Origin of the sequence: Sphingomonas sp. QA11, assembly GCF_028473665.1 — a bacterium.
GTDB lineage: Bacteria > Pseudomonadota > Alphaproteobacteria > Sphingomonadales > Sphingomonadaceae > Sphingomonas > Sphingomonas phytovorans.
In genome coordinates this window covers 1,621,901-1,641,970 of record NZ_CP098774.1, presented here as the reverse complement: position 1 = coordinate 1,641,970, position 20,070 = coordinate 1,621,901, and the positions used below count along the sequence as shown (strand labels likewise).

Below are 20,070 nucleotides of genomic sequence, written 5' to 3'. Positions count from 1 at the left end.
GCGACGTCGAGAAGCCGCCTCCCGCGCCCGGTATCTGTTTCTCGACGTCCCTCGAAACGAACGGCACGGGGGACATATCAGGGACGAGGAATTCGCATGAGAGACACGACAGCCTACAAGGTGCTGACGGGCGAGCAGATGGCGGCGCTTGAAACCGGCAGCTTCGCAGGCGCGCCAGTCGACCTCACCGACGGCTATATCCACCTGTCGACCGCCGCCCAGCTTGACGAGACCGTCGACAAGCATTTCGCCGGACAATCAGGCCTGCATGTCGCCGCCGTCGATCTCGCTGCCCAGGGCGATACGCTGAAATGGGAGCCGTCACGCGGCGGCCAGCTCTTTCCGCACATCTATGGCCCGTTGCTGCTTGAAACCGTGATCGCTTATGGCCCGCTCGACCGCGACGAGCAGGGCAAGATACGCTTACCCGTCTCCGGCTGATCAGCCGGCGCGCTCTTCCGCTGCCGGCGGTGCAACGATCGCCGCCACCGCCACATCGGCCGTCACGTTCGCCACCGTGCGGAACATGTCCGGGATCGTGTCGACCGCCAGCAGGATCGGCAACAGCTCCAGTGGGGCCCCCAGGGCAATCGCCGTCGGCGTCGCGGCGGCGAAGAAACTGACTGCCCCCGGCATGCCGATCACCACCAGGGTTGAAAGCACCGCCAACGGGATCGCGATCAGGATCTGCGCGAGCGAAATCTCGATCCCCGCCATCCACGCCATGGCCAGCCCGAACAGCAACGATCCCGACGGGGCCGTTACCTTGAACACCGCCACCGCCAGCGGCAGGATGACGGCGGCATCGCGATCGGAAATGCCGACCCGTTCTGCGCTGGCGAGCATTGCCGGCAGGGTCGCGATCGAGGATTGAGTTCCCGCCGCGACTGCCTGGGCCGGGGCAAGCGCCCGGGCGAAACGCCACAGCGGGATCCCCCCGGGCCAGCGCGCCAGCCCATAACAGATCATCGTCAGCACCAGCGCCAGCACAATCTGGATCAGGATGTAATGCCCCAGCGCCAGCGCTGCGCCGATCCCGGCAGTCGCGCCGATCACGAGGGCCAGGGCGAAGATGCCGACAGGCGCCACTCGCAACACCCACCCGACCAACACGATCATCGCGTCGGCCAGCCCGCGAAACGGTTCAAGCGTCGCCGCCGCGCGTGATCGCCCGATCCGGCTCAGCGCCAGCCCGAGCACCACCGCGAACACGACCAGCGGCACGATCGCCCCTTCTGCGCCGGAGGCGATGACGTTGACCGGCACCATCGCCCTGATCGCCTCGACGGTCGACGGGATTGCGGGCGGTGCGCTCGCCGGGAAATTGGCGCGCAGGCCCGCCACGGTTTCGGCCGGCAAGGGGAACAGCGCCAGCAGCGGCGGCACGATCAAGGCGGCGACCACGGCCGCAAGCAGCAGGAATCCGACCAGCACGAACGGCAACCGCGCGCCGATCCGCCGCGCGGGGCCATCGTCGGCGGTCGCCAGGTCGGCGACGCCCGTCACCACCAGCGCGAAAACAAGCGGGACGATCGTCATGCGTAGCGAATCGAGCCAAAGACCGCCGATCAGCCGCATCGTGTCGATCACGCCTGCCCGGCCAGTGCCGATCAGCGTCCCGGCGGCAAAGCCGAACACCAGCGCCAGCAACATCCATCCCGGCCCCGGAACGGCCGTCCGCAACGCGCGCAATCGAGCGATCACCACCGGCAGTCCCCACCATCGTCCCGGCACTGGTATGTCACGCGTCCGGGGTGCCGGCAAACCGTCCATCCCGGGTCAGATCGACATTCCCCTCTTTGGGCACCACCTCGGCAGAAAGGAGGATCCGCGCAGAGGGCGCAAAGAATGCGGAGTTGATTTCCGGACTTGATCACCGCCCGCCGAGAAGCTGCCTGCTTGTGGACATGTTCGTCATTGCAAACTGCCCGGGCCCCTGACCGGACTTTCTCAGCGCCCTCGGCGCCTCTGCGCGAACCACCTTGCACTCCCGACTGGCCGGTTCTGAATGCCAATCCGCCCAGTCGTTCAGTCAGAAAAATGCGCTGCCGGCCCCGGGGCAGGCAGCCGGCCTTATTCAGGCAGGTGGCAAACCGCCTCGACATTGATGCCGTCGGGGTCGAGCACGAACGCGCCATAATAGTTCGGATGGTAATAGGCACGAATGCCGGGCGCCCCATTGTCCCGCCCGCCGGCCGCCATCGCGGCTTCGTAGAACGCATCGACCTGCGCGCGCGCATCGGCGGTGAAGGCGATATGGATGCCTGCCCCCTTTGGCCCGCCATTGCCGACCCAGAAGAACGGCTTGCCCTGCTTGCCGAGCCCGAGCCCGTGATACCCGCCGCTCTGCTCCGGCGTGACTTCCATCACCAGCCCGATTCCGAGCGGGGCAAGCGCCGTCTCATAGAAGCGGCGGGAGGCGTCGAAGTCGGAGGCGGCAATGCCCATATGGTCGATCATGATTTGGTCTTTCGATTGGGGTTCAGGCGAACCGGATCAGCGTAGCGGGCGCGACTTCACAGGCAAGCGATTGGCGAAGTCATGTTGCCGGTCCAGGGTAGAGATCATCGGATACGATGTAATGATGTCGATCTGAGAAGAGCGCCTGCTCAGGCGAACAGATCGACCACTTCGGCACCCTCGCCAACAGCGTCAAGCAACAGGGTCCTGTGGCATACGCAAGGGTCACGCTCGAAGCACAGCAGGGCGCTTGGCTTCTCCCGCGCCAGATCGAGCATTTGTGCTGCCTGGGCTTGGGCCTCGGGCAGTTCGAGCTGCCCCGCATAGACCTCTTCCAGCGTCTTGCGATCGCCCTTCTTCGCTGCGTCCCTCCCGCGCTTGGGCGTACCCAGGGCCTTCAGATGGACATAGCCGATCCCCGCCTCGAACAGCGAAGCGGCGAGCGTCGATTTGGAGAAGCCGGGGCGGCGCGACAGCGGCAACGCGCGCACATCGATCACCCGCTCCACGCCGGCACTCTTCAATGCGGCGAGGAAGTCGGCCATCGTCGTGCCTTCATAGCCGATGGTGAAGATCTTCATTCCGCTTCCTCGCTTCGAGGGTTCTCAGCACGCCATAGGCGATCAGGGTCTGGCCGCCGAGATAGAGCGGCCAGATCGTCAGGACCGGCAGGATCGACTCTTTCAGCGGCCCGAGTTCGGCAAAGATCAGCAGGTCAGACGCGGCGAACATCAGGGCGCCGGTCGCGACGAGTCTCCGCGGGAAACGACTGTACCACGCAGCGCCCGCCATCCCGCCCAGCCCGGCGGCATAGACCGTCGCGCCCGCATCATGGGTGATGGCGAAGGCCGCGACGGGAACCGCCAGGGCAATCGCAACCGCCACTGCGCACCCCTCTTTCCCGCGATTGGAGAGATAGAGCAGGATCGAGACCAGATGCCCGGCGAAGAAAGCCACCCCGCCGATCACAATGCCGGAGGTTTCCAGCAGCACATCGCCCAGCGTGCCCAGCGCCAGCAGCGCGGCGAGCAACCAGCCGTTGCGGTCATGCGCGGCAAGAGCGGCGCAGAGCGTCAGCAACCCGACGGCCAACCCCTTCCAGGCAACGAACAAGGCGCCGGACAGCCCCATATGGCTCGCCGCCCAGAAGGTGGCACCGGCAAGAATCGCGGCCGGAATGAGCCAGGAGTTGGGAAATGGCGATGTTTTGGTCTTGATCATGACGCCGGTATCGCGCTGCGCGGCCGATCGCGCAATCCGGCGATCGAGGATCGGCCGGGCATATGGCGGGCGATCGCGACATTGATCCATCAGGGGCGGACTACCGCACGCCACGCCCACGAGTTACCGTTCCCCACCCCTCTGGCCATCCCCGACGAAGGCCGGGGTCCAGTCGGTGGACGATCCTTGGCTGGCGTTGCTCGCAGCTACTTCAACCTTCCCGACTGGGTCCCGGCCTTCGCCGGAGCAATGGAATATGGTTGGTCGATTCACCTGCTGCTTCGCGCTGGCATCTCGCGCGAACGTCCCGTTGACATAGCACTCAATATCTTATATTTCTGTCTTTACAGAAAAGAGAAACATATGACGATCACCGACCATCCCGACGTCAAGGCCTTCATCCTCCATTGGGGGGAAATGGGCACTCAATGGGGCGTCAACCGGTCGGTCGCGCAAATCCACGCGCTGCTCTATCTGTCCGACAGGCCGATCGATGCCGAAGCGATCGTGGAGGCCCTCGGCCTTGCCCGATCGAACGTGTCGACCGGGCTCAAGGAACTGCAGGGCTACGGCATCGTCCGCCGCGTCCATGTCGAGGGAGACCGCCGCGACCATTTCGTCGCGGAAACCGACCTGTGGGAAATGCTGATGCGCATCACCGCCGAGCGCAAACGACGCGAGATCGACCCCACCCTCGCCCTGCTCGCCGAACTGTCCGAGCGCATGAAGAACGACAAGGCCACGCCCGCCCATGTCCGCGATCGGGTGACGCGCATGCATGAGTTCATCTCGACCTTGGGCGGCTGGTACGATCAGGTCCGCACCCTGCCCAAGCCCACCCTGGTCACCTTGATGAAGCTCGGCAGCAAGGTCGCCCGCTTCATCCCCGGCGCCAAGGCAAAGGCGGACTAGGTCCAATGGGCAGTTGGCACGACGCTCATCCCGACAGGAAAATTGGTTCAGACGAAGGCGCGAAGACACGAAGGAAATAGTTGATGAAGCCGCGATCGAAAAATGTGGAGTGCGCCGCGGGGATCGACGCTGGATTGTTCTCGTCCTGCACAATGTCTCTTCGCGTCTTCGCGTGAATAAAATCGGCCGCTAACCCCTTTTGATATCTTGCTTTCGATCGCCTCCAACACCCTACACTGAGGATCAAAATCGTCGAAGGAGAAACCGTTCCACGTCCACATATTTCTCTCATTACAGAAAAAAAGGAAATCACCATGGTCGAGACAACCTATCTCCTCTATCTCGCGATCACCTTGGCGATCACGATCTGGGTCGCGCGCACCCTGTCGAAGAACGGCGTCGTCTTCCTCATCCAGTGTTTCGGCCAGAACGAGACGCTGGCGCGCTCGACCAATCACCTGCTCGTGGTCGGCTTCTACCTCGTCAATATCGGCTTCATCACCCTCACCCTCAGTCTCGGCCAGGAACCGACGACAGTCACGGGCGCGATGCGCTTCCTCAGCGGCAAGGTCGGTCTTGCGGTGATCGTGCTTGGCGCGATGCACTTCTTCAACATGGGCGCCATCGCTCAGTTCGGCCGCAAGGTGAATCGCTGGCTCGATGATCGTGAAAATCGCCAGGAGGCTTTCGCGTGAACCTCGCGCAGGAGGAGCGGACGATGACGGGCACGCCGATCAACCTGCCCAGCGTCACGCTGGCCAGCGCATCGGCCGGGCCGCTCTTCCTGCTCGGTATTTGCATCGGCATCTGGGCAGACGATCCCGGCCGGGGCTTCGGGGTCCGGATGAGCGCCGCCATGATCGTGGGCATCCCGATACTTGGGCTGGTTGCGGCGCTGGTGGGGTCGCTCCTCGCCTTGCTGCCCAATCTCATCGGCGCGAAACTCATGACCTGGTTAGGGGACCGCAACGAGGCGGCCCGCATGCCAGTGATGTGGGCGCTGGCGGGCGCCCTCGCCTGCGCCGTACCCGTCATGGCCTTCGGTGACGGACGACCCGATACACACTCCATGCTTATCGCCTTCACCTTCACCGGAGCATGCTGCGCGCTGCTGTGCCGCCGTCGGGTCCAGTGGCGGCACCGACCAGCACGAAGAACCCGTGAGCGAACCCTGAACCCAGCTATTCAGGCGCTCCGAACCAAGGAGTCGCCATGGCCACACACGCAGCGGATGATGCCGATTGGCATGCTGCTGCGCGAATGGCGGGCAGCGCGTCGGATGAGCCAGCTCGATCTCTCGCTGGAGGCGGGTATATCGACCCGCCATCTGAGTTGCATCGAAACCGGCAAGGCGCAGGCCAGTCGCGAGACAATATCCCGGCTCGCCGATACGCTCGCCATGCCGCTGCGCGAGCGCAATATCCTGCTCAGGGCAGCAGGCTATGCGGCCATGCATCCGGAGCGCGATCTCGCCGCCCCGGCGCTCGACCGGATGCGCCAGGCGGTCGACCTGATCATCACGCATCAGGAGCCCTACCCCGCCTTCGTGATCAGCCGGCACTGGGACGTGCTGATGACCAATGCCGCGGCAGTGCGCCTCAACAACCTGCTGACCGGCGGCCGCCAGAGCCCGCACGCCAATCTGATCCACCAGCTCTTCGATCCGGCCGATTTCCGCTCGGTCATCGTCAACTGGCCCGAGGTGGCGGGGCGCTTCATCCGCCACCTGCACGATGATCTCAAAGCTAATCCGCCTGATCGCCGGACGCGGCATTTGCTCGACGAGGCGTTCAGCTATCCCGGCGTGCCCCAACGCTGGCGGCTGCGCGATCTCGGCGAGGAACCGGCGCCGATCATCAGCTTCATCTTCGGCAGCCCGCGCGGCGAGCTTCGTTTCTTCGAAACCTTCACGACCTTCGCGGCACCGCACGACGTGACGCTCGACGAGATACGGATCGACTGCACCTTCCCCGCCGACGAGCACACTGCTCGGGTCTGTGCGGAGCTTGCGGAAGAGGAGGAGACGACGACCTGAACTCCTCCCCGGCACGGGGAGGGGGACCGCGCGCTTCTTCAGCGCGTGGTAGAGGGGGTTCTCCGCAAACGCACCGTCTGCGAGCTTCGCTGGTCCCCCTCTCCGTGACGGGGAGAAAGAGGACACGGTTGAACTCCGTCGGACTTCCGATGGGCAGTGCGTGGATTTACGGTGCAGATCGCGCACCGCTATCGGCCCTTCAAGAAGCGCATGTTAGCGAAACTGGATGCGCAGCACCTCCTCGATCCTTGCCGGAACCATCGCAGCCTCGTTACTCGTCGGCCCGCTACTCTTGTTTTCTTTACTGACCGGCCTCGTGATCCAGTATCCGGAGCAGCTTCAAAGCCTCGGGGTCGAACATTTCGGCTTCGTCATACTCCTGCTGGCCGCATCGATGCCGGTGGGGTTGTTCATTGGGGGCTTGCCCATCCTCTTCGGCGCCTCGGTCATGTCCTGGTTGGGGCGACACGCGCCGAAGTCGCGATCATACTCGGTATGGGCTGCTGCCGGCGCCGCGTTGGCGACATTGTTTTCGATTCCCTTCGTCGCGTCCCTGACGCGCGACGGCAACGGCGAGGGCCCGCTCCTCCTCCTGATCCTCTCCTTCACCGTCCCCGGGATCGTCTGCGCCCTGATCTGCCGGCACCTGACGGCGTGGCCCGACCAGGATTAGCCCCGCTGGCCGATCGCCGGACACGCTGCTATCTGCCCGCGCCATGACTCATGACATCCAGATCATCGGCGGCGGCCTCGCCGGCTCCGAGGCCGCGTGGCAGCTTGCCGAAGCCGGCTTCAGGGTGAAGCTTTCCGAAATGCGCGGCTCGGGCGAGATGACGCCCGCACATCACACTGACGGCCTCGCCGAACTGGTCTGTTCGAACAGCTTCCGCTCGGACGATGCGACCAGCAACGCGGTCGGGCTGCTCCATGCCGAGATGCGCGCGCTCGGCTCGCTGATCATGCGGGAGGGCGATATCCACAAGGTGCCGGCCGGCTCGGCGCTCGCTGTCGATCGCGACGGCTTCTCGGCCGGCGTCACTGCCGCCATCACCGCGCACCCCAACATCACGGTCGTGCGGGAACGGGTCGACGCTCTGCCCGACGACGGCCTCGCCATTGTCGCCACCGGCCCCCTCACCGCCGCCGGCCTCGCCTCCAGCATCGGCGCTGCGACCGGTGCCGACGCGCTCGCTTTCTTCGATGCCATCGCGCCGATCGTCCATTTCGACTCGATCGATATGGAGACCGCCTGGTTCCAGTCGCGCTGGAACAAGGGAGAGGGCAAGGACTACATCAACTGCGCGATGGACAAGGATCAGTACGCTGCCTTCCATGCCGGGCTGATCTCGGGCGAGAAGACCGACTTCAAGGAATGGGAAAAGGACACGCCCTATTTCGAAGGCTGCATGCCGATTGAGGTAATGGCCGAACGCGGGTTCGACACGCTTCGTTTCGGCCCGATGAAGCCGGTCGGCCTTGACGATCCGCGCACCGGGCGCTGGCCCCATGCCGTGGTCCAGCTCCGCCAGGACAATGCCCAGGGCACGCTCTGGAACATCGTCGGCTTCCAGACCAAGCTCAAGCATGCCGAACAGGTCAACCTGTTTCGCACCATTCCGGGGCTGGAGAAGGCGGAGTTCGCCCGGCTTGGCGGGCTCCACCGCAACACCTTCATCCGCTCGCCTGAACTCCTCGATCCGACGCTCCGGCTGAAGAACAAGCCAAACATCCGCTTCGCCGGCCAGATCACCGGCTGCGAGGGCTATATCGAAAGTGCCGCGATCGGGCTGCTGGCTGGCCGCTTCGCCGCGGCGGAGCTTGGCGGGCGATCGCTCGTCCCGCCGCCGGTCGAGACGGCCTTCGGTGCGTTGCTCCACCACATCACCGGCGCGGCCGTCGCGGAAACCTATCAGCCGATGAACGTCAATTTCGGGCTGATGCCCCCGATCCCGGGCCGCACCAAAAAGGCCGACCGCAAGAAGATGTACACCGATCGCGCGCGCGAAGCGTTCGGAGCCTGGATCGCGGCCTGACCTGCCGTTGATTCAACCATCGCCTGGATTGTGACAGCACAGGGCGATCGGGGTGCCGGCCAAGGTCCCCGACACGCTCTTTGACATGACCGATTTGCTGGGCCGTTTTCCGCCGGGTACAGCGGAAAATCCCGGCCATTTCTCCGCTTTTGCGGCCAGGTTTTCCGCTGTTATGCCGTAACAGGGAAAACGCGCATCAAGCCATTGTAAGCATGGCAGGATTTCCGCTCCAAAATCCGACATAACAGCGGAAAGAAAAACGAAAGGCTGAAAACAGCGGCACCGTTGGAGAATCAGGCTTCCTCGTCCTCGCGCGGTGCCTGGGCTGGCGGACAGTTCGGCCTGCGCTTGACGGTGCGCTTGGGCGCGGTCGTCGCGAACTCCGCGGCGTTCATCGCACCCGACTTGTCCTTGTCGGCCAGCGCGAATTTCGTCGTGGTCTTCACCGCCCATTCGTCGAACGAGAGCTGGCCGTCCTGGTTGGTGTCGAGTTTCGCAAAGGCCTTGCGCCGCTGGGCGAGATATTCCTCGCGCGTCACCTGGGCGTTGCGATCCTTGTCGTACCGGTCGAAGCGCTTCTGTTCCCGGGTCCGCTCGCTCGCCTCGGGGACGCCGGCAGGAAGCGGCTCGTCCTGCGCGACCGCCGCGACCGGCTGCGTCGCCAGCGGCGAGGGTGGACGGGCCCGGCCGGTCGACAGCATGACTCCCGCGGTGACCAGCAGCAGCGCCGAAGCACCACCCGCGATATAGCGCCACATCATCCCTGTCTCCTCCCGCTCCGACCAGCGAAACGCTATCGCCTTTCCGGGCGGCGGGGAAGCCTATCGACCGGTCATCCGGTGAAGCAGGATACGAGCGACCCGGCGCGGTGCGCCGGCCGGCACTGGCTGGTCGAGCGGCACGGCCAGGTTCAGGCGCGCGAGGTGCGCCAGCGCGCCGAGCAGCCTCGCCTGGCGGCTCCAATGCCCCCGCCTCGCCTGAGCGAGCGGCGCGGCAGCGCGCGCCAGCGCGCGTTCGGCGTTCGGCCGGTCGCGCAGGTGACGGGCGAGATCGGCAAGCGCCCACCCCTCCCCCGCCGCCGCCAGCGGATCGGAGGCCCTTGCGCCCAGCAGGACGCCGGCCATCTCGAACAGTGTACCCCCGCGAAGCACCGCATGGCGCGCGATCGCCTCGTCGCCGAGCGGCGGGGCATCGAGCAGTTCTTCCCAACCCTCGATCATCGAGGCGAGCCGCTCGCCGGTAATACCATGGGGAATGACATGTCGCGCCAGCGCCTGAAGGACCGGCTCGGCCGGCGGTGGCGCGCTGTCGAGCCGGGTCAGCGCTTCATGCCACCAGGTCAGCCGCATCTGCCCGACCATCGGCTCACGGGTCGTGCGAAGGATCTGCGCGAGAAGGGCATCGAGCCCGAAAAGCGCGACCATGCCAGGCACCGCCGCACGCGGCGCATAGTGCAGCGCGAGCTCCCACTCGGAATCGTGGGGGAAGGAAAGATTTTCGCCTGAAAAGGCATTTGCCATCGCTCTGTTAACCATATCGCTTGAAGAGTGATTATTCCTTGCTCGCCATAGCCGATCGAGCGGGAATTGTTTCCACCGGGGGTTAACAAATGCTGCCGAAGAATCCGAAGAAGCGCGCGGAGACGCGCGGCTTCCTGAGTCGCCTCGCAAGCGACATACGCGGTAATACGATTGCGATCATGGCTATCGCATTGGTCCCGCTTGCGGGGTTGATGGGTGGTGGCATCGACATGAGCCGCATGTACATCACGAAGACGCGGCTGCAACACGCCTGCGACGCTGGTGCCCTCGCGGGACGCAAGGCGATGGGCGGCGGCATCTGGACTCAGAGCAACGGTATGCCCAATGCCACCGCGGTCAGATTCTTCGACGCGAACTTCCCGGCCAGCGGCTACGGTACCCGCAACCTGACCAAGAGCTTCACGGAAAGCGCCGGCAAGGTATCCGGCACGGCATCCGTCGAGTTGCAGATGACCCTGGTCAAGGTCGTGACCAAGGACTGGGCCTTTGCCACGCTCTCGGTCAATTGCGACGCGGAAATGCGGTTGCCGAACACGGACGTGATGTTCGTGCTCGATAACACCGGCTCGATGGACTGCGATTCGAACGGCAATTCGTGCGGCTCGGCAGGCTCCAGTTCGAAAATGGCAGGTCTCAAGGTTGCGGTGAAATGCTTCTACGAGATCGTTGCGCGTCTCGATACCGATGCCGACTGCACCACCGGCACCCCAAGCGGCGGCACCGGGACTCAGGTTCAGATTCGGTTCGGCTTCGTACCCTATGCAACCAACGTCAATGTCGGGAAGCTTTTGCCCAGCAACTGGTTTGCCGACAATTGGACCTATCAATCCCGGCAGCAGTCAAGCCTGTACGGCAGATGGAACAGCTGGGACGGCACAACGACCCGCAACGCCGGAAGCTATAGCGGCTGGTCCGACACGACCAGCTATATCAGCGCCAACAACAGCAGCACGTGTAGCAACAACCTCGCAGTCCCGGCGGACAGCTATACGATCGTGGGGAATACCGCGAGCGGCGGCAGCAACGAAAGCGACACCCAGTTCAAGGCCTATGCCGGCACCACGCAAAGCAACTATCAGCGCGTCTATAACAGTTCGACCAAGATCTGCATGATCCAGGTGCGTACACGCTCGATCGAACGGCGCGCCTGGTATGATCGCACGACCGTCAACGCCAGCGGCGCCGTCGCCGTCCCGGCATGGCTCTACAAGCCGGTGTCCATCAATCTGTCCCCTCTAAAGAACGGAACCGGCTGGAACGATAGCATCAGCTTGCCCATCGGGGACAATTTCATCAGCAAGACGGTCAATTGGGATGGTTGCATCGAGGAACGCGCCACGGTGCGGCAGAGCAGCTATGATCCGATCCCTTCAGGCGCGCGCGATCTCGACATCGATGGGGTACCAAGCAGCTGGGATGCCTCGTCCCTATGGGCTCCCGCCCTGGGCGACGCCGTCTATCCGCGACGCACCACCTACATCAACAACAGTTCCACGCCGTACAGCCAAAATCCCATCACGACTTTCACCAACTACACCGGCGAAAGCTATTCCTGCTCGGCTGAAGCCCGCAAGCTGCAGACCTGGGATGCAAGCAATTTCGACAACTATGTTGATCAGATGGTCGCGAGCGGTAACACCTATCACGACATCGGCCTGATCTGGGGCGCGCGATTCCTGTCACCGACGGGACTCTTTGCCTCGCAGAATGCCCTGACGCCCAGCGGCGGTGAAATCCAGCGGCATATGATCTTCATGACCGATGGCGATCCCTGCACCAGCGTTTCGAACTATCAAGCGTATGGGTTGGCCTGGTTCGACCGGCGCCAGACTGACGCTTCCACCGCTCCCACCGACGGGTGCACGACAACCGGCACACTGACTCAGCAGGTAAACGCCCGGACCGTCGCCCTATGCACTGCGATCAAGAACAAGAATATCACGCTGTGGGTCGTTTCCTTCGGCTATGTCGATCCGAACACTGTGACGCGGTTGACCAACTGTGCCTCATCCGGGAAATATTTCAGTGCGAGCAACTCAGCCGCCCTGCAAACTGCCTTTGCGTCGATCGCCAATCAAATCTCGCAGTTGAGACTGACGAAATGACGCGTGGTCTCACGATCAGTCTGGCGCGCGACCAACGCGGAGTCACGGTTGTCGAATTCGCGATAGTCGCGCCAGTCATGCTGATCCTGCTCCTCGGTGCCTTCGACACGGCGCACTCACTCTACATGCGCTCGGTCCTGCAGGGTGTCGTGCAGAAGGTTGCTCGGGACTCCGCGCTGGAGTCAGGAACGGAAGAAGAACAACAAGAACTCCTGGACAACAAGGTCAAAGCCTCTGTCCGGGCCATTGCGAACAACGCGGCGATCACCATTACCCGGCGCTACTACCGGACGTTTTCCCAGGCCTCGGCAGCGCGGGCAGAAGCCTGGACAGATACGAACGGTAACGGGACCTGTGACGCGGGCGAACCCTATCAGGACGCCAACAACAATACCTACTGGGATTCCGACGGCGGCGATTCGGGTCAGGGCGGCGCGAAGGACAAGACGGTCTACACCGTCGCAATGAGCTATCCACGCTACTTTCCGCTGTATCGGGTCATCGGTGGCTCCAACACCACGAAGATCACCGCGTCGACCGTTCTCGCTAACCAGCCTTATGGCGACCAGGGAAGCTACGGCCCGCCGACCGTGAGGAATTGCCCATGACCGCCCGCCTGCCACGCCTGCCACGCCGGGTCGACGTCCGGTTTCGTGACGACAAAAGCGGTCTCGCACTGCTCGAATTCGCGTTCATCCTCCCCGTCTTCCTGATGATGGCGCTCACCGGCGCCGAAATGACCAATTATATCACCGCGAAGATGCGGGTCAGCCAGTTGGCCCTGCATATCGCCGACGATGCCGCCCGTATGGGCAGCGGCAGCCAGCTCGCGGCGAAGACCATCACCGAAGCCGACATCAACGACCTGTTCACCGGCGCGCAGATGCAGTCGGGCGAGCTCGATCTGCAAACCAACGGCCGTGTGATCCTGACCGATCTCGAACCGACCTCGAATCCGAACACGGCGGGCACCTACAAGATCGGCTGGCGTCGCTGCTACGGCGCGAAAACATCCTACACCCGGCAATATCCGCCGGGGAACGGAACGACCAGCCTGACGGGAATCGGGCCCGCCGGCCGGCAGGTGACGGCGCAAGACGACAATGCCACGATGTTCGTCGAGGTGTTCTACACTTATGTTCCGCTGGTGGGACGCGGTACGCTGGCGCCGACCACGACCTTCACTGAGTTCGCATCGATGGCAGTCCGCGACCGGCGCGACCTCACCCAGGTCTATCCTTCCGCGGGCGTAACGGCTTCGACCTGTCCCAATTGATGTCTCAAACAAGCAGATTCCCGCCTTTGCCGACGCAAGCGACTCGGCCACTCCGATTGACTCGAAATTAATACTCCTCCGCCATAGCTGGAAGTCCCGGGGCCCATATCGTCAAGAATGGCGAATATCTGTGTCCAGGCAAGATCGAAACCTCATCACAAGATCCCGCGGCTTCATGGCCGCGCTCACCTGCGACGTCCGCGGCAATACCCTTGCGTTGATGGCGGTGGCGATGATCCCGCTGGCGGGTCTTGCCGGCTCCGCCGTCGACATGGCCCGCCTCTATGTGGTGAAGGTTCGCCTGCAACAGGCGTGCGATGCCGGCGTGCTGGCTGGCCGTAAATTCATGTCCACCACCGGCTCGACGCTCGATACGAATGCGGCCGCGCAGGCCAACGCCTTCTTCACCAACAACTTCACTACGGGCTGGATGACCACCAACACGGTATCCTTCACCCCTACCAAGACATCTGACAGCCAGGTTGCCGGCACCGCATCGGCGATCGTGCCGATGACGATCATGCAGATGTTCGGAACACCTTCGATAACCCTCAACGTTGCCTGCCAAGCACGGTACGATATCGGCGACAGCGACATCATGTTCGTGCTCGACACTACCGGATCGATGGCGTGCACCACGGCCGACGGCACCGCCGGCTGCAACCAGCCCGTCGCCACCTATACAAGACCCGACGGCACGACCGGCTACTACGTCACGGAGAAGACGGGCTCCAAGCTGTCCGGACTCCGTTCGGCGGTGCTCAATTTCTACGACACGCTTTCTGCCAATTCGAGCCCGTTGACCCATATCCGCTATGGTTTCGTCACCTACACGTCCACGGTGAACGTCGGCTATCTGCTACCCAGCAACTATCTGGTGACGAACTGGAACTATGAATCGCGCAAGGTGATCGGCGACGCCAATAACGGCTCGGCCACCACCAGCACTACCACCGGCACGTCGCAGACCACCTGCAACGGCCGCGCCACAGGTCGGAGCCCCGCGAGCGGCTATTCGATCAGCGGCACCGCGAGCAACGTCACTTCCAACTGGACTAACAACAATGGCGGCACTTGCGTGACCACGACGCAGCCGCTGAAACCGAACTGGCGCTATGCGCAATGGCCGTTCAACGTCAGCCAGTACATCGCGGGCGCGACGGTCACCGATCCCTCGAAGATTACCGGTGCGACGTCGAAGTGGCAGGGCTGTATCGAGGAACGCGACACTACCGTGTCGTCGAGCTTTGACGTCAACAGCCTGCCCTACGATCTCGATCCTGATCTCGTTCCGACGAACGACTCGACCAGATGGCGGCCGATGTGGCCCGACGTGATCTATTATCGCGGCAGCAACATGACCTCGGTCGATTATGCGGGGAACAGCACGACCCCGTATGGGGACTATGCTCCGACGTCCTCCGACGGGGCGACCACTCAGTATACGAACATGATCGCCAACCCCAACCCGGCATGGAGCCAGAATATCTCCAGCGGTTATGTTTCGTGCGGCAAACCAGCCCAGCGTCTGGCGACAATGGCGCGTACCGACGTCTCCAACTATGTCAACGCGGTCGACTTCAAGGCGCAGGGCGGCACCTACCACGATACGGGCATGATCTGGGGAACACGCCTGATTTCGCCGACCGGACTCTTTGCCTCCGACACCAGCACCTGGCCAGGCCACGCCCCGCCGAGCCGCTACATCGTCTTCATGACTGACGGCGACATGGCGCCGAACACCAGCATCTACGGCATGTACGGCATGGAATATTACGACAAGCGCGTGACGGGCGGCACCTATTCGTCAGACACCGATTATCACAACGCCCGCTTCCTCGCGGAATGCTCGGCGGCCAAGGCGCGCAATATCAAGATATTTGTCGTCGGCTTCGGCCAGACGCTGACGAGCCAGCTCACCGCCTGCGCTTCGCCAGGCAGCGCCTATTATGCCAGCGACAACGCCTCGCTCACCGCCGCCTTCACCAGCATCGCCGGCCAGGTCGCCATGCTGCGGATTTCTCAATGAAGCGGCTGGCCGCCCTGGCCGCTCGCCTGAGAGCGGACCGGCGTGGTGCGACGATCGTCGAGTTCGCGATCGTCTCCCCCGTGATGCTGCTGCTCCTGATGGGCCTCGGCGACATGCTCTATCAGCAATATGCCCAGAGCGTCCTCAACGGCGCGGTGCAGAAGGCGGCGCGGGATTCGACGATCGAGGCAGCCAGCACCTCGACGATCGACGCGCGCGTGCAGACGATGATCCAGACCATCGCGAAGAACGCGACCCTCAGCTCGACACGCATGAGCTACGACAATTTCACCGAGGTCGCCCCGGAACCCTTTGTCGACACAAACGGCAACGGCATCCGCGATCCGGGCGAATGCTACACCGACGAGAACGGCAACAACCAGTGGGATGCCGACCCTGGTGCCACGGGCCAGGGCGGTGCCAGCGACGTCACGCTTTACACCGTGACCGTCACTTATCCCCGCCTGTTTCCCGTTGCGGGCCTGTTCGGCTGGCCCTCCACCCAGACGATCAAGGCGAGCACCCTGCTGAAGAACCAGCCTTATGCCGCCCAGACGACCACCGCGAACGTGACGATATGCACCTGATCCCGCAGATAGCCTGGCCCCGGGTGATGTCGCGCCCGCGCAACCTGATCGCCCACCTCCGCCAGGACCGGAATGGTCTGGCGATGCTTGAGTTCGGGCTGGCCATGCCGGTCGTCCTTGCTCTGGGGCTCTACGGCGTCGAGACGGCAAATCTCGCGCTGATCAATCTGCGCGTCAGCCAGATCGCCCTGAACCTCGCCGACAATGCCGGTCGTGTCGGAACGACCAGCGCACTCAACACTCAGCAACTGCGCGAGGTCGATATCAACGATATCCTTCAGGCCGTCCGCTATCAGGGTTCGGGAATCGGGCTCGGCACCAAGGCCCGCATCACGCTTTCAAGCCTGGAGAATGTCCAGCAAAGCTATGATACCGCACCGGTTCAGCGGATTCACTGGCAACGCTGCCTCGGCATGAAAAGCGGCACCAATTATGATTCGAGCTACGGCACTACCACGACGGCCGCCGGGACGACGGCGACGTCGACCAACGCCGGGACCGCCGCCGCGACCGGCATGGGCGACACCAACGCCAAGGTGAACGCGCCAGCGGGCTCGGGCGTGATGTTCGTCGAGATCAACTATTATTACACGCCCCTCAGCGGCACCTGGCTGATGAGCCCTGCGCGCATCCACTATGTCGCGTCCTTCATCGTCCGCGACAATCGCGATTTCAGCCAGATCTTCAACCCGACCCCGGCAGCGACGCGCGCCACCTGCAACCTCTACGCGAGTTGACCCGCGCCCCTTCCGTTCAGGTGGGATCATCCAGGCTGAACTGGTCGTCATCCTCATCATAGGCGAAGATCTCGGCGTACCGGCTCCAATGCGTCACCGCGCGCAACGTCTCGGCGGCATAGTCGGGCGACATATGGTCCTCCAGCTCGTCGCGGAAACGCCGCGCCGGAGCCGTATGGCTTGATCGTTCGTCGAGGACCCGGCGGATATGATGCGCCAACGGCACATGGGCGAGCAACGCCTGGGCAAACATCGCCTTGCGCTGGTCGACGTCTGATTCGGCATAGCGTCGCGCGGCTGGCGTCAATGCCAGGTCGCCGCCCGAAAGATCGGCGAAGCGCATGAGCTGCAAGGTCTCGGCCATCGGGAACAGCTCGTCGATCTCCAGCTGAAGCTGGTCGGCGAGATCGGCCATGCTGGCGCGCCCGTCGAACGGCATCGCATCGACCTCCTCGATCAGGCCGGCCAGCGCATTGGTCGACACCACCGGCAGCGCCATCGCGATACCGCTGCCGGGGAAAACTCCATCGCGTGCAGGAACGGGATCGGCCCGTGCTGTCATCTGCGCATAGATATCGTCGACCAGCGCGCGGAAAGACGGATCGAGCCGGTCGCGTGGTTGCGGGAGGTCGACCCGGATCTCCGCCGCGACCCGGCCTGGGTTAGACGAGAAAACGAGGATGCGATCGCACATCAGCACCGCCTCCTCGATATTGTGGGTGACGATCAGGATCGACTTGATCGGCATCCGGCCTTCGGACCAGAGATCGAGCAGATCGGTGCGCAGCGTTTCCGCCGTCAACACGTCGAGCGCCGAAAACGGCTCGTCCATCAACAGCAGCGACGGATTGACGACGATCGCCCGCGCCAGGCCGACGCGCTGCCGCATCCCGCCCGACAGCTCCTTGGGATAGGCATTCTCGAACCCGTCGAGGCCGATCAGATCGATTGCGGCGAGCGCGCGGGTACGTCGTTCCTCGGCAGGGATACGCTGCGCCTCCAGCCCGAGCTCGACATTCTGGAGCACGGTCAGCCAGGGGAACAGCGCGAAGGTCTGGAACACCATGCTCACCGTCGGCGCGGCCCCCGCGTCATCGGCGACGAAGCGGATGTCGCCCTCGTCAGGGGTGATCAGCCCGGCGATCGAACGCAACAGCGTCGACTTGCCCGATCCCGAGCGGCCCAGCAGCCCGACGACCTCATTCTCGTTCAGCGTCAGGTCGACATCATCGAGCACGAGCAGCCCGCTGCCGCCCGACCTCCCGTAGCGGTGGCGGACATGTTCGACCGTGACGAGCGGGCGGGTCGCTGGCGGGCGGGCGAGGATGGTGGCCATGTCGGGCTCCTTGTTCCTGATGGGGTCAGCCGAGCCGGAGGCGGCGGTCGGCGAAGCGGTAGAGCGGCCGCCACAGCAGCCGGTTGAAACCGATGACGAAGACCGACATCACCGCGATACCCAGCGTCACGCGCGGATAGTCACCCGCGGCAGTGGCTTTCGCGATATAGGCGCCGAGGCCCTTCGCCTCCAGATGCTGGCTGCCCCACGATACCGCCTCGGCGACGATGCTCGCATTCCAGGAGCCGCCGGAGGCCGTCAGCGCCCCCGTTACATAATAGGGAAAGATTCCCGGAATCACGAGCTGCCGCCACCATTGCCAGCGCCGTATCCCGAACATGCTGGCGGCCTCGCGCAGATCGTTCGGGATCGCGCTGGCGCCCGCGATCACGTTGAACAGGATATACCATTGAGTGCCGAGGATCATGAGCGGCGAAAGCCAGATATCGACGTTCAGATGCCAGCTGACAATCAGGATGACGGCAAACGGGAACAACACATTGGCCGGAAACGCGGCCAGGAACTGCGCGACGGGCTGCAGGCGTTCAGCCCATCGCGGACGGAGCCCGATCCACACCCCGATCGGTACCCAGACCAGGCTGGCCAGCGCGATCAAGACAAGCACGCGCAGCATGGTCACCAATCCGAAACCGAACGCCGTCGCCGCATCGCGCCAGGCAAGGTGATAGGCGACATAGCCGATCACCAGCCACCCGGCCCCCCCGAGCGCCACCGCCAACGTACCAAGCCACAGAACCTGCCCGACCCGCCCGGGCGCGATATCGCGCGGTGCTCTGGGCCGACGCGCCGGTCGCCGGTCGATCGCCATCAGCAGCCGCCCAAGCCCGATCAGGGGGGCGAACACCACCGGCAGCAGCCGCGCGCGCAGGAAAAGGTCGTAAGCCCAGGATTGCGGCCGATCCTGCGACGCAGTCTGCTCGAAGCGGAAACGGTCAGCCCAGGCTACCACTGGACGGAACACAAGCTGGTCATACAGCAGGATCACCACCGCCATTGCGCCCACCGCCCAGGCGATGGCATGGAAATTCTCCTGGTCGATTGCCAGTGCCAGCCATGATCCGATTCCCGGCAGCATGATCCGCGTATTGCCGACGCTGATCGCCTCCGATGCGACGACGAAGAACCAGCCGCCCGACATCGACATCATCGCGTTCCACACCAAAGCGGGCGTGGCAAAGGGCAGTTCGAGCCGGATGAACCTGCGCCAGGGCGACAGGGAGAAACCGCGCGACACCTCTTCCAGATCAGACGGCACCGACCGCAATGACTGGTAGAAACTGAACGCCATGTTCCAGGCTTGGCTGGTAAAAATCGCAAAGATCGCCGCGAGTTCGACGCCCAGCTGCCTGCCGGGAAACAACCCCATGAAGAAGGTGACGGTGAAGGTGAGGAAGCCGAGGATCGGCACCGATTGCAGGATGTCGAGCGCGGGCACGATTACCATTTCCGCGCGCCTGCTCTTGGCGGCGAGCGTCGCGACGACCAGCGTGAAGACCAGCGAAGCGCCCAGCGCGGCGAACATGCGCAGCGTGGTCCGCAACGCATAGGCCGGCAGGTTCGCCGGATCGAGCGTGACAGGGTCCATGCGGAGATGCGACAGCGGCTCCGCCATCCCTTCCGCGCCGCGAATAACCAACACAGCCGCGCCCGTCAGCAGCAGGAAGGCGATCATGTCAGCCCAGCTCGACGCCATTCTCACGCGTACGATACGCGACAACGGCGCAAGGCTCTGGCCGGTTTGGGGCAATATGCTCATTCTCACCTCGACGGGCGCCGC

20 protein-coding genes are annotated in these 20,070 nt (G+C 63.7%); 12 read left to right on the top strand and 8 right to left on the bottom strand.

What is annotated here, in order from left to right; genetic code table 11:
• Nucleotides 1–96 precede the first annotated feature (96 nt).
• Nucleotides 97–441 carry a DUF952 domain-containing protein gene (locus tag NDN01_RS07505; protein ID WP_272626730.1) on the top strand — a complete coding sequence of 115 codons (345 nt, stop codon included), beginning with the start codon at nucleotides 97–99 and terminating at the stop codon, nucleotides 439–441.
• On the opposite strand, the gene NDN01_RS07500 is transcribed toward NDN01_RS07505, so the two are convergent.
• From NDN01_RS07500 to NDN01_RS07485, 4 genes are all read right to left on the bottom strand, one after another.
• Nucleotides 442–1,773, bottom strand: a complete 1,332-nt coding sequence (locus tag NDN01_RS07500) for a dicarboxylate/amino acid:cation symporter (protein ID WP_272626729.1) — start codon at nucleotides 1,771–1,773, stop codon at nucleotides 442–444.
• A 300-nt stretch (nucleotides 1,774–2,073) separates the two neighbouring features.
• Nucleotides 2,074–2,460: a VOC family protein gene (locus tag NDN01_RS07495; protein ID WP_272626728.1), complete on the bottom strand. Its 387-nt coding sequence runs from the start codon at nucleotides 2,458–2,460 to the stop codon at nucleotides 2,074–2,076.
• A 149-nt stretch (nucleotides 2,461–2,609) separates the two neighbouring features.
• Nucleotides 2,610–3,041, bottom strand: a complete 432-nt coding sequence (locus tag NDN01_RS07490) for a DUF488 domain-containing protein (protein WP_272626727.1) — start codon at nucleotides 3,039–3,041, stop codon at nucleotides 2,610–2,612.
• Nucleotides 3,016–3,681, bottom strand: coding sequence for a lysoplasmalogenase family protein (locus tag NDN01_RS07485; RefSeq protein ID WP_272626726.1), 666 nt, complete (start codon nucleotides 3,679–3,681; stop codon nucleotides 3,016–3,018). The genes NDN01_RS07490 and NDN01_RS07485 overlap by 26 nt, the downstream gene beginning before the upstream one ends.
• Nucleotides 3,682–4,044: 363 nt before the next feature.
• Here NDN01_RS07485 and NDN01_RS07480 point away from each other — a divergent pair, with 363 nt between their 5' ends.
• From NDN01_RS07480 to trmFO, 5 genes are all read left to right on the top strand, one after another.
• Nucleotides 4,045–4,593: a GbsR/MarR family transcriptional regulator gene (locus tag NDN01_RS07480; RefSeq protein WP_272626725.1), complete on the top strand. Its 549-nt coding sequence runs from the start codon at nucleotides 4,045–4,047 to the stop codon at nucleotides 4,591–4,593.
• 314 nt (nucleotides 4,594–4,907) lie between these two features.
• Entirely contained in the window at nucleotides 4,908–5,288 is a 381-nt protein-coding gene (locus tag NDN01_RS07475) for a hypothetical protein (RefSeq protein ID WP_272626724.1), read from the top strand.
• Entirely contained in the window at nucleotides 5,285–6,628 is a 1,344-nt protein-coding gene (locus NDN01_RS07470; RefSeq protein WP_272626723.1) for a helix-turn-helix domain-containing protein, read from the top strand. Before NDN01_RS07475 ends, NDN01_RS07470 begins: the two co-directional genes overlap by 4 nt.
• A gap of 226 nt (nucleotides 6,629–6,854) precedes the next feature.
• Entirely contained in the window at nucleotides 6,855–7,301 is a 447-nt protein-coding gene (locus NDN01_RS07465; protein ID WP_272626722.1) for a hypothetical protein, read from the top strand.
• A 43-nt stretch (nucleotides 7,302–7,344) separates the two neighbouring features.
• Complete coding sequence (gene trmFO, locus NDN01_RS07460) at nucleotides 7,345–8,661, top strand: methylenetetrahydrofolate--tRNA-(uracil(54)-C(5))-methyltransferase (FADH(2)-oxidizing) TrmFO (protein ID WP_272626721.1); 1,317 nt, start codon at nucleotides 7,345–7,347, stop codon at nucleotides 8,659–8,661.
• A 293-nt stretch (nucleotides 8,662–8,954) separates the two neighbouring features.
• Here trmFO and NDN01_RS07455 read toward each other — a convergent pair whose 3' ends face one another.
• Nucleotides 8,955–9,419 (bottom strand): EF-hand domain-containing protein, encoded by a 465-nt coding sequence (locus NDN01_RS07455; protein ID WP_272628079.1) that lies wholly within the window; start codon nucleotides 9,417–9,419, stop codon nucleotides 8,955–8,957.
• 63 nt (nucleotides 9,420–9,482) lie between these two features.
• On the bottom strand, nucleotides 9,483–10,181 hold the full coding sequence (locus NDN01_RS07450; RefSeq protein WP_272626720.1) for a squalene/phytoene synthase family protein: 699 nt from the start codon (nucleotides 10,179–10,181) through the stop codon (nucleotides 9,483–9,485).
• Nucleotides 10,182–10,360: 179 nt separating this feature from the next.
• Between NDN01_RS07450 and NDN01_RS07445 the strand changes: the two genes are divergently transcribed.
• The 6 genes from NDN01_RS07445 (at nucleotide 10,361) to NDN01_RS07420 (ending at nucleotide 16,936) form a co-directional block, all read left to right on the top strand.
• Nucleotides 10,361–12,307, top strand: a complete 1,947-nt coding sequence (locus NDN01_RS07445; protein ID WP_272626719.1) for a pilus assembly protein TadG-related protein — start codon at nucleotides 10,361–10,363, stop codon at nucleotides 12,305–12,307.
• 77 nt (nucleotides 12,308–12,384) lie between these two features.
• Nucleotides 12,385–12,915 (top strand): TadE/TadG family type IV pilus assembly protein, encoded by a 531-nt coding sequence (locus NDN01_RS07440; RefSeq protein WP_443025207.1) that lies wholly within the window; start codon nucleotides 12,385–12,387, stop codon nucleotides 12,913–12,915.
• Nucleotides 12,912–13,583 carry a TadE/TadG family type IV pilus assembly protein gene (locus NDN01_RS07435; protein ID WP_272626717.1) on the top strand — a complete coding sequence of 224 codons (672 nt, stop codon included), beginning with the start codon at nucleotides 12,912–12,914 and terminating at the stop codon, nucleotides 13,581–13,583. The genes NDN01_RS07440 and NDN01_RS07435 overlap by 4 nt, the downstream gene beginning before the upstream one ends.
• A 175-nt stretch (nucleotides 13,584–13,758) precedes the next feature.
• Nucleotides 13,759–15,612, top strand: coding sequence for a TadE/TadG family type IV pilus assembly protein (locus tag NDN01_RS07430; RefSeq protein ID WP_272626716.1), 1,854 nt, complete (start codon nucleotides 13,759–13,761; stop codon nucleotides 15,610–15,612).
• Nucleotides 15,609–16,199, top strand: coding sequence for a TadE/TadG family type IV pilus assembly protein (locus tag NDN01_RS07425; RefSeq protein ID WP_272626715.1), 591 nt, complete (start codon nucleotides 15,609–15,611; stop codon nucleotides 16,197–16,199). The genes NDN01_RS07430 and NDN01_RS07425 overlap by 4 nt, the downstream gene beginning before the upstream one ends.
• Nucleotides 16,190–16,936, top strand: a complete 747-nt coding sequence (locus NDN01_RS07420) for a TadE/TadG family type IV pilus assembly protein (RefSeq protein WP_272626714.1) — start codon at nucleotides 16,190–16,192, stop codon at nucleotides 16,934–16,936. The genes NDN01_RS07425 and NDN01_RS07420 overlap by 10 nt, the downstream gene beginning before the upstream one ends.
• A 16-nt stretch (nucleotides 16,937–16,952) precedes the next feature.
• Here NDN01_RS07420 and NDN01_RS07415 read toward each other — a convergent pair whose 3' ends face one another.
• Complete coding sequence (locus NDN01_RS07415; protein ID WP_272626713.1) at nucleotides 16,953–18,272, bottom strand: ABC transporter ATP-binding protein; 1,320 nt, start codon at nucleotides 18,270–18,272, stop codon at nucleotides 16,953–16,955.
• Nucleotides 18,273–18,297: 25 nt separating this feature from the next.
• The gene (locus tag NDN01_RS07410; protein ID WP_443025206.1) at nucleotides 18,298–20,049 is read right to left on the bottom strand and encodes an ABC transporter permease; all 1,752 of its coding nucleotides are present in this window, start codon (nucleotides 20,047–20,049) and stop codon (nucleotides 18,298–18,300) included.
• Nucleotides 20,050–20,070 lie beyond the last annotated feature (21 nt).